At 30.4% G+C, this 13,908-nt stretch carries 9 protein-coding genes; 1 reads left to right on the forward strand and 8 read right to left on the reverse strand.

Features of this window, described 5'->3' with window-relative positions; genetic code table 11:
- Positions 1-168: 168 nt before the first annotated feature.
- From KPL54_RS18620 to KPL54_RS18635, 4 genes are all read right to left on the reverse strand, one after another.
- On the reverse strand, positions 169-1,485 hold the full coding sequence (locus KPL54_RS18620; protein ID WP_216107989.1) for a nucleotide sugar dehydrogenase: 1,317 nt from the start codon (positions 1,483-1,485) through the stop codon (positions 169-171).
- Between the two features lie 393 nt (positions 1,486-1,878).
- A complete protein-coding gene (galU, locus tag KPL54_RS18625) occupies positions 1,879-2,793 on the reverse strand; it encodes a UTP--glucose-1-phosphate uridylyltransferase GalU (RefSeq protein WP_216107990.1) in 915 nt (304 codons plus the stop codon).
- Between the two features lie 107 nt (positions 2,794-2,900).
- A complete protein-coding gene (locus KPL54_RS18630; protein WP_216107991.1) occupies positions 2,901-3,971 on the reverse strand; it encodes a tetratricopeptide repeat protein in 1,071 nt (356 codons plus the stop codon).
- 22 nt (positions 3,972-3,993) lie between these two features.
- Positions 3,994-5,727 (reverse strand): phospho-sugar mutase, encoded by a 1,734-nt coding sequence (locus KPL54_RS18635; protein ID WP_216107992.1) that lies wholly within the window; start codon positions 5,725-5,727, stop codon positions 3,994-3,996.
- A 316-nt stretch (positions 5,728-6,043) separates the two neighbouring features.
- On the opposite strand from KPL54_RS18635, the gene KPL54_RS18640 reads away from it, so the two are divergent.
- A complete protein-coding gene (locus KPL54_RS18640; protein ID WP_216107993.1) occupies positions 6,044-7,534 on the forward strand; it encodes an aminotransferase class I/II-fold pyridoxal phosphate-dependent enzyme in 1,491 nt (496 codons plus the stop codon).
- 32 nt (positions 7,535-7,566) lie between these two features.
- Here KPL54_RS18640 and KPL54_RS18645 read toward each other — a convergent pair whose 3' ends face one another.
- Genes KPL54_RS18645 through KPL54_RS18660 form a run of 4 tightly spaced genes read right to left on the reverse strand, consistent with a single transcriptional unit; the run spans position 7,567 to position 13,712 of the window.
- On the reverse strand, positions 7,567-8,409 hold the full coding sequence (locus tag KPL54_RS18645; protein ID WP_216107994.1) for a hypothetical protein: 843 nt from the start codon (positions 8,407-8,409) through the stop codon (positions 7,567-7,569).
- Positions 8,410-8,426: 17 nt separating this feature from the next.
- Positions 8,427-8,885, reverse strand: coding sequence for a DUF523 domain-containing protein (locus tag KPL54_RS18650; RefSeq protein WP_216107995.1), 459 nt, complete (start codon positions 8,883-8,885; stop codon positions 8,427-8,429).
- Positions 8,886-8,909: 24 nt separating this feature from the next.
- Positions 8,910-11,276 (reverse strand): endonuclease MutS2, encoded by a 2,367-nt coding sequence (locus tag KPL54_RS18655; RefSeq protein WP_216107996.1) that lies wholly within the window; start codon positions 11,274-11,276, stop codon positions 8,910-8,912.
- Between the two features lie 57 nt (positions 11,277-11,333).
- Positions 11,334-13,712 (reverse strand): DUF3656 domain-containing U32 family peptidase, encoded by a 2,379-nt coding sequence (locus tag KPL54_RS18660; protein WP_216107997.1) that lies wholly within the window; start codon positions 13,710-13,712, stop codon positions 11,334-11,336.
- Positions 13,713-13,908: the final 196 nt, after the last annotated feature.

Raw genomic sequence — 13,908 nt, forward strand, 5'->3', positions numbered from 1 at the left:
TTAAAACATAACATCTTTGAATAGTTATTTTAAGGGATTCCTTACTGCTTATATTTATCGGTTAATAAAATAGTGATTTCTATAATTTTGGCATGCAATATTATAAAATAGTTTACAATACTTGCATGCCATATTTATTATATTAAATAATTACTTGCGGAAATGTAGTTAAAGCTTATTTATCTTTTCTCTGTTATTTACAACATGTTTTGTAGCATTTCTAGTATCATATAACAAAGTAGCTTCTGCCACAATTCTTTCATAATCATAACTACTGTGATCTGTTGTTATGATTACTATATCTGCACTTTTTATTTCATCTTCCCAATTTACAGTTACATATTCTTTGCCGTTATGTGTGAACTTAGGTATAAACGGATCATTTATAATGATGTCAGCACCATTCTTTTCTAACTGTTCTATAACCTTTAGTGTTGGTGATTCGCGCATATCATCTATATCTTTCTTATAAGCTGCACCCATAAGAAGCACTTTTGCTCCGTTCAAAGCTTTTTTCTGACCATTTAAAAGTTTCATAACATTTTCTAAAACAAATTCAGGCATATAATCGTTAATTATACCTGATGCTTCTATTAATTTTGTATGATAATCAAATTCTTTTGCTTTCCACTCAAGATAAAATGGATCAAGAGGTATACAATGTCCACCAAGTCCTGGACCTGGGTAGAATGGCATAAAACCATAAGGTTTAGTTTTAGCTGCATCTATTACTTCCCATATATCTATATTCATTCTTTTACATAAAATAGCCATTTCATTAGCTAATGCTATATTTACATTTCTAAAAGTATTTTCAAGTATTTTTTCCATTTCAGCTACTGCTGGTGAAGACACTTCTAGTATATCTCCCTCAAGCACGCTTCTGTATAACATCCCAGCTACTTCTGTACAATCTTTTGTACATCCTCCGACTACCTTAGGAGTGTTTTTTGTGTTAAATTGTTTATTTCCTGGATCAATTCTCTCTGGAGAAAACGCTAAGAAAAAGTCAACTCCACATTTAAGTCCTGATTCTTCAAGTATTGGTTTAAGCACTTCTTCTGTTGTTCCTGGGTATGTAGTACTTTCGAGTACTACAAGCATCCCCCTATGTAAGTACTTAGCTACACTTTTAGTTGATGCAACTACATATGATAAATCTGGTTGTTTGTATAAATCAAGGGGAGTAGGAACTGCTATACATACTGTATCAACATCCTTAACAAAGCTAAAATCTGTAGTAGCTTTGAGTTTTCCTGTCTTTACCAATATTTTTAAATCTTCATCTACAATATCACCAATATAATTGCGTCCCTCATTTACCATTTGAACCTTTTTATCTTGAACATCAAACCCTATTACTTCATATCCTACCTTAGCCTTCTCTACAGCTAGTGGCAATCCCACATAGCCAAGTCCAACTACACCAAGTTTAGCTGTTTTGTTTTTTAATTTTAATAATAATTCATCTTTTAATTGAAACATTTTGTTACCTCCTGCAACCTTAAAGGTTTTATTTAATGTATAAACTTTCTTATACACACTTTCTTTTATATGTATAAACTTTTACTTTCATTAAAGCTAATAGATTTTTTATCAGTGTAACTCTCCCTAACCATTTTACATCATTTCTAAAATTATTCAACATATTTTTTGTACTTGCATAATGGTATATCTCAGCATGTACCATTATATCCTAAATCATTCTATTTGTATAATTTATAAGAGTATATTAACTATTTATTTATAATTCATTAAATTAATACAAATTATATTGTGTTAAAATCCCTGGATTTACATTCATAATCCTTTATCTACCTGATTATAACTTCTGCCTAATATAAATAAAAAGCTAGTTTCACTAGCTTTTTACTTACACTATTTGTTTTGATTATTAATACATTTACTATAAATCTCTTTAAACATATCATTATCTTTAATAGTTAAAAGATATTTCATAAAAGTTTCTTTAAGGTCATCTCGTTTAAGTGCATATTCCACAGTTGCTTCTAAAAAACCTTCTTTATCTCCCACATCATATCTTCTACCCTCAAAATTATAAGCATACATGTCTTCCTCTGATATTAAAGTTTTTAAAGCATCAGTAAGCTGTATTTCTCCACCTTTACCTGGTTTTGTATTTTCTAAAATATCAAATATTCTAGGTGTTATAATATATCTTCCTAGTATAGCAATATTTGATGGAGCTTCACTTGCCTTAGGCTTTTCTATAACATCTTTAACCTTATAAACTCTGTCTTCTACTGATATTCCATCTACAATACCATATTTGGAAACTTCACTTTCAGGAACCTCTTGAACTCCAATAATTGAAGTCTCATATTTTGAGTAGCAATCTATAAGTTGTTTTAGGCAAGGTACCTCACTATCTACAACATCATCACCAAGCATTACCGCAAATGGTTCATTTCCAACAAAAGTTTTTGCACAACTTATCGCATGACCTAAACCTTTAGGTTCTTTCTGACGTATATAATAAATATTTGCCAAGTTGGATATATTTTGAACCATTTTTAGAACTTCATCTTTACCATTTTTTTGTAACTGGTATTCAAGTTCAACTGACTTATCAAAATGATCCTCGATAGCTCTTTTATTTCTTCCTGTTATAATTAATATTTCCTCAATTCCTGCTGCAACTGCCTCCTCTATAATATACTGTATTGTTGGTTTATCAACAATTGGCAGCATTTCTTTAGGTTGCGCTTTTGTAGCTGGTAGAAATCTTGTGCCAAGCCCCGCTGCAGGTATTATAGCTTTCTTAACTCTCATAATTCTTCTCCCCTTTAATAAATGTTCTTTATTTTCCTATTTATAATATTATGCCCATCCCAGCCCAAAATATTTATCATATTACATAATTTTTTCTATCTACTCCATTATTTACTTTCAGCAAAAAGTTTTTCTAAATCGATCACAATTTCATCTTTTGCATCTATTTTTTTAGCTATATCTAAATGTATTCTTGCTTGTTCAACATTTTTTACATTTAGATAACACATAACTAGATTTGTGCATATCTCTATAGATTTTGTGACTTCAAATGCTTTTCTAAAATATTGTATTGCCATCTCGTAATTTTCAAGGCAAGCATAATTAATTCCAAATTCATTAATCACCTCAATTAAATCCTTATCAATTGCTACTGCCTCATTTAAATAATATATTGCCTTCTCATAATTTTGTAAATTTCTATAGCAAACAGCGCAATGATAATATATATCTGGTCTATCTCCTAATTGATTTATTAAAGGTATTAAAATTTTAAGTGCCTCTTTAGGATTCGTCTGTACTAACTCTTTTGCTTTTTCAAAACCCGTTATTGTTTCCAATGAATTTTTAAGTTCAACAACATCTAAAGTTTGTTCACCACCATTAATAGTATAATTTCTTAAAGCCATCAATGCTAAATCGTGTTTATTCTCACTATTTAGTACTAGTGCTTCATATAAATATGGATTACTATAATTAGTAATACTTTTAGCTTTTTCTATAAGTTTTAGTTCTTCTTCCTTAAACATAATATTGTTAAGTCTTAATTTATCAACTAAAAGAAAAATTTTATCATAATTATCGATATTTTCTTCTATAACTAATAATCCTTTCAAAATAATATATGCTTCTTCATAATTTTCATCTTTAATTTCTTTAAATACTACACTCTTAATAAATCCTGTGGAATTTGGTACAGTATTAATGATTTTTTTGTACTCTTCATTGTATTTAAAGTGCTCATCTGCTCCCAAAACATAAAACATTCCTTCTATAAATAAATTGACTGGTATATTTTTAAAATCTTCCTTTTTCTTTACCTTTTGAATTATCTCATTAGTTCTCACAGGGAAATAAATATCATTCAAAATGACAAAATCATTAATTTTACTATTCTTTTTTATTTCTAAAAAAAGAAGTGCTGCTAATTTTTCCGAAAAATATGTTTTGCTATCCATGTTTATACCTTCCTAACAATCTTTAATTTGTGCCTGCTTTATCAATTATCACCATAACGTTCTTTCTTAGATCAATTATCTTTTTAGATGCATTTTCCAAAGAATCTCCCTTAACTGATAGATAAATCTTCATTTTTGGTTCAGTACCTGATGGTCTAACTACAAACCAAGAACCATCCTCTAATACAAACTTTAATACATTTGATTTCGGTAATTTAATCGACTTTTCAGTCCTACTAATTAAATCCATTTCTAAACCCAATTTATAATCCATTTTTTTTACGATCCTGTTATTGTTTATAGATTCTTTTTTTGAATTTCTTAAATTTTCTAATATATTACTTATTTTATCTGCACCATCTTTTCCTTTAAGTTCTATTGAAACCAAACTTTCTTTATAATATCCATGTTCTTTATAAATATCTATTAAAGCATCATACAAACTTAGGCCTTTATTTTTGTAGTAAAGTGTCATTTCGCAAATTAGCATCGCAGCTATTACTGCATCTTTATCTCTCACAAAATTTCCTGCTAAATAACCGAAACTTTCTTCAAATCCAAATATAAAGTCCTTCTCACATGTCTTTTCAAACTCTTTAATTTTTTCTCCAATATATTTAAAACCTGTAAGCACATCTAACACTTCTACATTATATTTTTTAGAAATATTATCTACCATATCTGTGGTAACAATAGTTTTTATTACTACACCATCCTTAGGCAATTGATCCGTTTCGCTTAATGAATTTAGTATATAATTACTTAATAATACTCCTGTCTGATTCCCGGACAGTACCTTGTACTTTCCTTCATCGCCCTTAACTACTACTCCAATCCTATCACAATCAGGGTCTGTACCAAAAATAATGTCTGGATTAATGTCACTTGCCATTTCTAACGCCAGTTCAAACACCTTTGGTTCTTCTGGATTAGGATATGGCACTGTAGGAAAATCGCCATTTGGCATCTCTTGTTCTTTCACAACAAATACATTATTATAACCTAATTCTTTTAAAACTCTTCTCACAGGTAGATTGCCAGATCCATGAATAGGAGTATAAATTATTTTTAAATCGCTGGCATATTTATTAACCAAGTCTTTTCTTATAGTTAGATTTTTAACCTTATCCATATATGATAAATAAATATTTTCTCCAATGATTTTTAATATTCCATTTTGTTTTGCATTATCAAAACCCATATTTTTAACTTTAGAAAAATCTTCTACGCTACCTACACAAGTTATTATGTCATTTGCAACTTCATCAGTAACTTGTCCCCCATCTTCTCCGTAAACCTTATACCCGTTATATTCTTTAGGATTATGCGATGCAGTAATAACAATTCCAGCCTTGCTTTTTAATTGACGAACAGCATAAGATAAAATTGGTGTTGGTGTTAATTCTTCAAATAAATTCACCGAGATACCATTTCCACAAAGCGTTTCTGCAGCAGCTTTTGCAAACTCTATTGACATATTTCTTGAATCATATGCTATGGTAACTGAAATTTTTCCAGTGTGTTTTGATTTTAAATAGTCAGATAAACCCTGAGTTGCTTTACCTATTGTATGTATATTCATTCTGTTCGTACCTGCACCAATTATTCCTCTTAACCCTCCTGTACCAAACTCTAAATCTTTATAAAATCTATCTTCAATTTCTTTTTCATCTTGTAATTGCGAAATTTCTTTCTTTAATTCTACATCTATAAAATTTGAATTAATCCACTTTTCATATTTCTCTTTATACGTCATATATATTGACCTCCTTATACTTATCTATGGAAAATAGCAATTGATATCCTGCCTATTGTTTTGTATTACCATGCCTTTAGTCTATCATATTATACTATCAACCTATTACAAATAAAAGGTATTGTTAATGTCTTTATTATGAATTATTATTTTCTTAAGGTTTTAAATACGATTATTTTGTTTTATTTTATAATTATAAAGGATTATAATTGCAATTGCATATCTAATCCTCTATAATTATAAATTGGCTGAATGAATATATTTTAAATAGCGATATAAATAGTTAATATAAATTCTTTTGAAAGGGGTGTATAAAATGTATAGATTAAATCAAAATGAAACACCATTATTTGATGCTTTAATGGAATATGTTGACAGAGACACCTTACCTTTTCATGTACCTGGTCATAAAAAAGGCTTAGGAGCTGATGAACAGTTTAAAAACTTTATGGGAGAAAATCCTTTTAAGATTGACGTTACAGTTTTTAAACTAGTTGACAGTTTTCACCACCCAACCGGCCCTATTAAAAAGGCTCAGGAATTAGCAGCAGATGCCTATGGTGCTGATGCATCATTTTTCTCAGTTCATGGAACTTCTGGTGCAATTCAAGCTATGATTATGTCTGTAGTTGGATCCGGCGATAAAATCATTGTACCTAGGAATGTACATAAATCAATAACTGGTGGTATCATTTTATCAGGTGCGGTGCCAGTTTATATGCAACCAGAGCTAGATAAGAAAATAGGAGTTGCTCATGGGGTTTCTCCAGAGACAGTTGAAGAAACCTTAAAGAATAATCCTGATGCTAAAGCTGTGCTTATAATTAACCCTACATATTATGGCGTTTCCACTGACATTAAAAGAATTGCAGATATGGTTCATGAATATGACATACCACTCATAGTTGATGAAGCTCATGGCCCTCATCTTAAGTTTAATAGCAGATTACCAATGTCAGCAATGGAAGCTGGTGCAGATATATGTGCTCAAAGTACGCATAAAATTATAGGATCCTTAACTCAAAGTTCAATGCTCCATGTTAATTCTAAGCTTGTGAGCCCTGCTAGAGTTAAACAACTGATAAATCTTATGCACACAACGTCACCTTCATACATACTAATGGCATCCCTTGATTGTGCAAGAAGGCAAATTGCATTAAATGGAACAGAGTTACTCGAAAAAACTATTGATTTATGTAATTATGTAAGAAGTGAAGTAAATAAAATACCTGGATTTTATTGTTTCGGTGAAGAAATTTTAAATGGCCTTGGAACTTACGCCTTTGATCCAACTAAAATCACAATAACATGTCGTGATTTAGGCATAACAGGTTATGACTTAGATATGATACTTTCTAATAAATATCACATACAAATGGAGTTATCTGATATTTATAATATATTAGCAGTTGGATCCTTTGGTGATACAAGCGATGGAATGGAGCAATTACTAAAGGCTCTAGGAGAAATAAGTTATGAATATTATGGCAAGGGCACAAAAAAAATTGATTTCATTGATATACCTAGTATTCCAGAACAAGTTCAAATTCCTAGGGAAGCATTCAATAGTGTAAATACCGCTGTTGAAATCAAGAAAAGTGTTGGTATGATAAGTGGTGAATTCTTAATGGCTTATCCACCTGGCATCCCAGTTCTTTGCCCTGGTGAGAGAATAACACAAGAGATTGTAGATTATGTTGAAAAGTTAAAAAATACTGGATTGTATGTTCAAGGAACCGAAGACCCTGAAGTTGAATATATAAAAGTTGTTCTTGAAGAAGATGCAGTGTACATAACTGTTGACTAGAACTAAAAAGAACTCCAATTTTGGAGTTCTTTTTAGTTCTTTTTACTTCTGTTTAATTTTACTCTGTTATCAATATTTGTTTTTTCAATAGTTTCTAAGTACTTAAAATATTGCAAATCTGTTTTTCTACTTATTGTTTCACAACTATTAACCACTTTAATAAAAAAATCCATCATATAACTTGTTTTTGTTAAGGACTTATTTAATTTATAGTTAAAACGAGTAAAAATTTGTTTTCTCTTTTTTTTAGAAATTTTATTAATATTTTCGTAACACTCTTTTGCTGAATATACTAGTCTTATCTTTTTTAGATTTATGCTTAATGCCTCTCTATATATTAATAATAATTTCTCTAACATATTTATATCGAAATACTTTTTTTCATCTCTATATTCCTTAGCTTTAGCCATAAATGATTTTAAAATTTCATTGCTTTCTTCACGAATACCAGGCAATTTAAGTACCATTTGTTTTACTTGCTGCGAATCCATATTTCCATCTTTAGTTAGAATCTCAAGTCCCTCAGTCATTAATCTATAATTATCATTATCCTTTTTAACTTTGGTCTCGTCTTCAAATGTATTCACTATACAGCTTTTGTTTTCTGTATTGTAAAATATTTCTAAAAAATATGCTAATTTTGCTAATCGTTCCTTAAGTGTCTTTTGAGAAATAATTTCATTTTTCTCATTAATATAAAGATACCCTAAAGGCACTTTTGAATTATTTTTAGACCATTTTTTAAAGAATATAACTTCTCTGTATAATATACTATTATTTTCTAATAAGTCGGATATTTCAACTGTTTCACCACTCTTTATATATTGCTTTATACATTCTAAAACTTCCCTAGTTGGTAGTGAGTATGTTGACATTTATATTGCCCTCCTTATTAAAATTCTACTTCATCTAAATCTTCCTCCGTAAAAACCTTTATACCCTTTGATAACAACAACTCAGCAGCAACTCCATTACCTGGCCTTAGGGTACCGCTAAATGTTCCATCATATATTTTAGAAACTCCACAAGAAGGACTTCTCGCCTTCAAAATAGCCGTAGTAGCCCCCATTTTTTCTGCTATCTTAAGAGTTTCATAAGCACCTTTTAAAAAGCTTGAAGTTAGATCGTTATTTTTCGCTCCAATAATTGTTGCTTTGCCATCTATTACATCAAGACCACTTCCATTTAAAATTTCACATGGTTCCCGCGGAGTGGCTAAACCTCCAAGCTGTTCTGGACAAACAGATATAGCTTTCCCTTCTTTTAGTAGTTTAAGCACTCTCGTATCTAAATTATTACTACCATCATACCTACAATTAATACCGCATAAACAAGAACTCACAATAATCATATATAATCATCCTTTATTAATCTTTTATTTAATTTCTGCGACCGTAACTCCACTACCGCCTTCCCCATAATTACCTAATCTATATGCTTTAACATGACCATGCCTCTTTAGCATATCTGTAATAGACTTCCTTAAAACGCCTGTTCCTTTACCATGAATAATGGTAACTTCTTTAAGTCCGCCTAAACACGCTTCATCTAAGTACTTATCAACAGTAAAAATAGCCTCCTCGGAATCCATACCTCTTAGATCTACAGAGGTTGATACATTGCTTAAATTTAGTTTCATTTCTCTCTTTTTTATCTTAGCTTTTTTCTTATCTTCCTGAGAAAGTTTTGATACGCGCAAATCCTCTACTTTAACATTTATCTTCATAATACCAGCCTGAACCTGTACCTCACCTTTTTTATCCGGTTTAGAAATTACAATTACCTTTTGGTTAAGAGATGGCAAATATACTTCTTCCCCTTGTTTTACATTTTTTACTTTTTCTCCTAGAGTCTCATTGTTTTTTTCTACATGGATCTCTATACTATCAAGCTTATTTTTTATTTTTTTTCTTTCCTCTTCAAGCATTTGCCTTGCCTCAGATGAATATCCTAATTTTTCTAGTTCTCTCATGTTTTTAAGAATAACATCTGACTCTTCCTTAGCATTTCTTATAAGTCTCTTTGCTTCTCTTTGAGCTTCATACATTGCATTTTCTCTTATGTTTTCAAGTTTATATAATTTTTCTTGATACTTATCTTTTAACTTGCTAGCTTCTAGTTTCAAAGCCTCAGATTCCCTAGCATCTCTCTCTACCTTTATGCTTTTTTCTTGCAAACTTTGTACTAATTCTTCAAATTCCAATGTCTCTTTAGAAATATTTTCTCTAGCACTTTTTATAATGTAATCAGGAAGTCCTAATCTTTTTGAAATTTCAAAAGCATTTGATTTACCTGGTACTCCTATTATTAATCTATAGGTTGGGCTTAACGTGTCAACATTAAATTCTACAGAAGCATTTTCCACCCCTGAAGTTCTTAGCGCATATCCCTTTAATTCACTATAATGAGTAGTTGCAACAACTTTTGTACCTCTTGCTCTTAAGTTTTCTAGAATTGAAACAGCAAGAGCTGCTCCTTCTGTGGGATCTGTACCAGCGCCTAATTCATCAAATAGAGCTAATGATTTTATATCTGCTTTTGCAATTATATTCACTATATTTGTCATATGAGAAGAAAAAGTAGATAAACTTTGTTCTATGCTTTGCTCATCACCTATATCTGCAAATATTTCATCAAAAAAGCTAACCATAGAACCTTCTCTTGCTGGGATTAAAATCCCACTCATAGCCATTAACTGAATTAAACCAACAGTTTTTAATGTTACTGTTTTACCACCTGTATTTGGCCCCGTTATTACAAGTGACGTAAATTCTCCTCCTAAATATATATTACTAGGTACAACAACCTTTGGATCTATAAGCGGATGCCTTGCCTCAGTTATATCTATTATTCCATCTTCATTAACCTTCGGAATAATGGCATTAATTTCCAGTGCATACCCTGCCTTTGCAAAAATAAAATCCAATTCCCATACTATATTCGCATTATTTGAAACAATATTTATATTTTCATATATTTTATAAGAAAGTTCTGCTAAAATCCTCTCAACCTCAGCTTTTTCCTTGAGCATAATTTCCTTAATTTCATTATTTAAATTTACTAAACTCATTGGCTCAATAAAGAGTGTAGCTCCTGAAGAACTTTGGTCATGCACAATTCCTGGAACACTCCCTTTATGTTCTATTTTAACAGGAATTACGTATCTATCCCCTCTTATAGTGTAAAGACTTTCTTGAAGATATCTTGCATAAGTCCTAACTAATGAAGTTACCTTATCCTTTACAGAGGCATTCTTATCTTTTAGAGATTTTCTTAAACTAAAAAGTAAACTACTAGCCCTATCAGAAATTTCTTCATCACTAATTATAGCCATGAAAATTTCATCTTCTAATTTTTTTATTGGAACAATACCAATACATATATCCTCTAAAACTCTAGAGGACAATTCATCTGTCTTATTACCAACATAATTTTGAAATAATCTAGCGCACCGTAGCATTTGAGCTATTCGCAGTAGCTGCATTGGCATAAGTGATGCTTCCTTGGATGCTCTTATTATTGCAGATCGAACATCATATATTCCTTCAAAAGGAGCACTTCCTTTTCTTGATAAAAGAAGTAACGCCTCATTAGTTTCTTCTAAGTGTTCGCGTACTTCATAAACATTTGTGTAAGGCTCCAAATTGTCTATAATATCTTTACCTGCCGTAGTATGCGTATATGCTTTAATTTTTTCTTTAATTTTATAATATTCTAGAACTTTTAATGATTTTGTATTCATGATCCACCGTCTTCCCTTTGTTAAAAAATTTAAATTTATTGACTTGTATATATTGAATTATTCAACGCCTCTTTTATAATGACCTCTTGTATAATTTTTAAAATCTCCTTGCCACTCTTTGCTAATATAATTTGTAAGAACTTCAATAGTTTCATCATAACTTTCTTCTATAAAATCTAATCTAAATGAAGTAATTTTATTCTTTTTAATTTCCTCAATATTAGGTATCAAGTTAACAGGAACATTATTGTAGATATAACTTCTACAATATTTATCAGTATTAATACTAAACTCTATACCTTTTCTATCTTTAAGTGTATAAGATCCTTTACTACAATTGCCCAGGCAAGTTTTATTTTCGCTCTTGTCACCAAAAACGCTACCAATAGCACAATACTCACTAACCATAAGTTCATATTTCCCATATACCATAATTTGAAGTGGAAGCGAACTTTTATACGCAATTTTTTTTATTTCTGCTGCATTTAATTCAGCACTAATACAAGTTCCAGTAAGGAACTCTTTATAAAAATCTCCTGCATAACTATTAAAAATGTTTAATTTATAATCACCAATAACCATTGTTCTTTTATTGAATCTACTAATTATACCCAAATTAGCAGTTATAATACCTTTTATATTACCTAGATTATTTTCTATAAACTCACAAACGCTTTCAAATTCACCCTTAATAATATTAGGGGCCTTAATGTAAATATTTACATCCTTTATGTTTAAGTCCATTGTGCACCCACGCATAAAAGGGTTTATAGCAATATTGTTAAATCCCATTTGTGTTGCAGCCTTTAATTGCGAAGTCGTTGAAACTACAATAAGAGTTTCAGGCATGATTTTATCTTTTTCCTGCGTTACTTCTATCGCTTTATTATCTTCTTGTAGTGCAAGTCCTTTATTATAATTAATCTGTCTATTAGTATTCTCTCGTTTATATTTTTCTATTATAAAATTCTGCACAGATTCCACTAATTCTCGCCTTACTAAATTTAATGAGGACATTTTCATAAATCCATCCTCGAAGCTTTCAAAAGTCACCTCATTTATTAAAAAAGGTGTATCCCCTGTTTTAGATAAACTCTTAATTATACGTTCTTTATCTAGTGGCTTATTTATCGCTTCTTGAACAAGTTCTCCGATCATTTCAAAAGTTCTACCAAGATAATTCGTGCTAATTCTTAGAGGTTTATTCACACTAAATTCTATTAAAAGATTTATTCCAATTTTCCTTCTATATTTATCACTATAATTTTCTGCGAGCTTATTCATTAATAAAACATCTGTTATTTTATATAAGGAGTCTCCAGCTTTAAATTTAGTTGGTTTTAATAAAACCCTATCACCCTTTAGTGCTACTTCTACATCTACTCCATCCTTTATAATTTTAGATATTGTAAATCCATCCTCAAGGAACATTACACCATCTTTTAAAGCAACATCTTCTAAAAGTGTTACCATTAAATCACTTCCAGCTATACCAATTGGAATTCCAGAATTTTTAGGAACTTTGTATGCCATCATATCTTTTCCTTTATTACCATACAAATACGCCTTTGAAAATCCTTCTCTGTTAAATAATTGAGTTAAAACTTTAGTATCCTTATCTAATTTTTGTATCTTATTATTATAAATATTATTAAGCGCACGTCTATATATTTCCACTGTACCTGCAACATATTCTGATCTTTTCATTCTTCCTTCAATTTTAAGTGAGGATGTACCACTTGCAACTATGTCTTTTAAACTATCTAATGTGCAAGTATCCTTAGGGCTTAAAAGATATGCTTTATGTTCTTTGTTATTAGCCTTATCTATCAGCGTATATGGTAATCTACATGGTTGAGCACATCTGCCTCTATTGCCACTTCTTCCACCAATAATGCTACTCATAAGACACTGTCCTGAATAACATATACATAAAGCTCCATGAACAAAAACTTCTGTTTCCACGTTTAAAGTATTAGATATAAAATCAATTTCTTCTAAACTAAGCTCTCTTGACAGAACTATTCTTTTAAACCCAATCTTCTTTAAAAATAAGGCAGCTTCTCCATTGTGAACAGTCATTTGCGTTGACGCATGCAATTCAAAATCCGGAAAATTGTTTCTTATCAAATATATTAACCCAGTATCTTGGACAAGCAAGGCATCAACTCCAATGCTATATAAAAATCCTACATACTCCATAATTTCTTTTAATTCATTATCCTTTGCTAGCGTATTTAAAGTAACATATACGCGTACCCCATAAATATGGCAATAATCTACTGCAAGAGTTATATTTTCTTCATCAAAATTAGAAGCATAAGCTCTTGCCGAGAACTTACTTCCTCCCATATAAATTGCGTCTGCTCCCATTTGCACTGCTGCATATACACTTTCCATGCTGCCAGCAGGTGCTAATAATTCAATCTTCTTCATTTGCATCTCTCCTAATAAGTCTTCTATATCCTATTATACAATAAATGTCGCAATAAATTAAGTCATTAAAAAATTTTACATTAATATAACCGTCTATTTTCATGTTTTATGATAATGGACACAACAAAAATAATGGAATATAATTAAAAATAGACTAACTTACTTCTTATTTATTATTTGAGAAAGCTTAGTACAA

Origin of the sequence: Clostridium estertheticum, assembly GCF_018861295.1 — a bacterium.
Lineage (GTDB): Bacteria > Bacillota > Clostridia > Clostridiales > Clostridiaceae > Clostridium_AD > Clostridium_AD estertheticum_D.

Bases quoted from the DNA above. Each gene is read 5' to 3' on its own strand.
- KPL54_RS18640 (WP_216107993.1), top strand. From the start codon at position 6,044: ATGTATAGATTAAATCAAAATGAAACACCATTATTTGATGCTTTAATG.
- KPL54_RS18630 (WP_216107991.1), bottom strand. From the start codon at position 3,971: ATGGATAGCAAAACATATTTTTCGGAAAAATTAGCAGCACTTCTTTTT.
- KPL54_RS18620 (WP_216107989.1), bottom strand. From the start codon at position 1,485: ATGTTTCAATTAAAAGATGAATTATTATTAAAATTAAAAAACAAAACA.
- KPL54_RS18645 (WP_216107994.1), bottom strand. From the start codon at position 8,409: ATGTCAACATACTCACTACCAACTAGGGAAGTTTTAGAATGTATAAAG.
- KPL54_RS18655 (WP_216107996.1), bottom strand. From the start codon at position 11,276: ATGAATACAAAATCATTAAAAGTTCTAGAATATTATAAAATTAAAGAA.
- KPL54_RS18660 (WP_216107997.1), bottom strand. From the start codon at position 13,712: ATGAAGAAGATTGAATTATTAGCACCTGCTGGCAGCATGGAAAGTGTA.
- KPL54_RS18650 (WP_216107995.1), bottom strand. From the start codon at position 8,885: ATGATTATTGTGAGTTCTTGTTTATGCGGTATTAATTGTAGGTATGAT.
- KPL54_RS18635 (WP_216107992.1), bottom strand. From the start codon at position 5,727: ATGACGTATAAAGAGAAATATGAAAAGTGGATTAATTCAAATTTTATA.
- galU (WP_216107990.1), bottom strand. From the start codon at position 2,793: ATGAGAGTTAAGAAAGCTATAATACCTGCAGCGGGGCTTGGCACAAGA.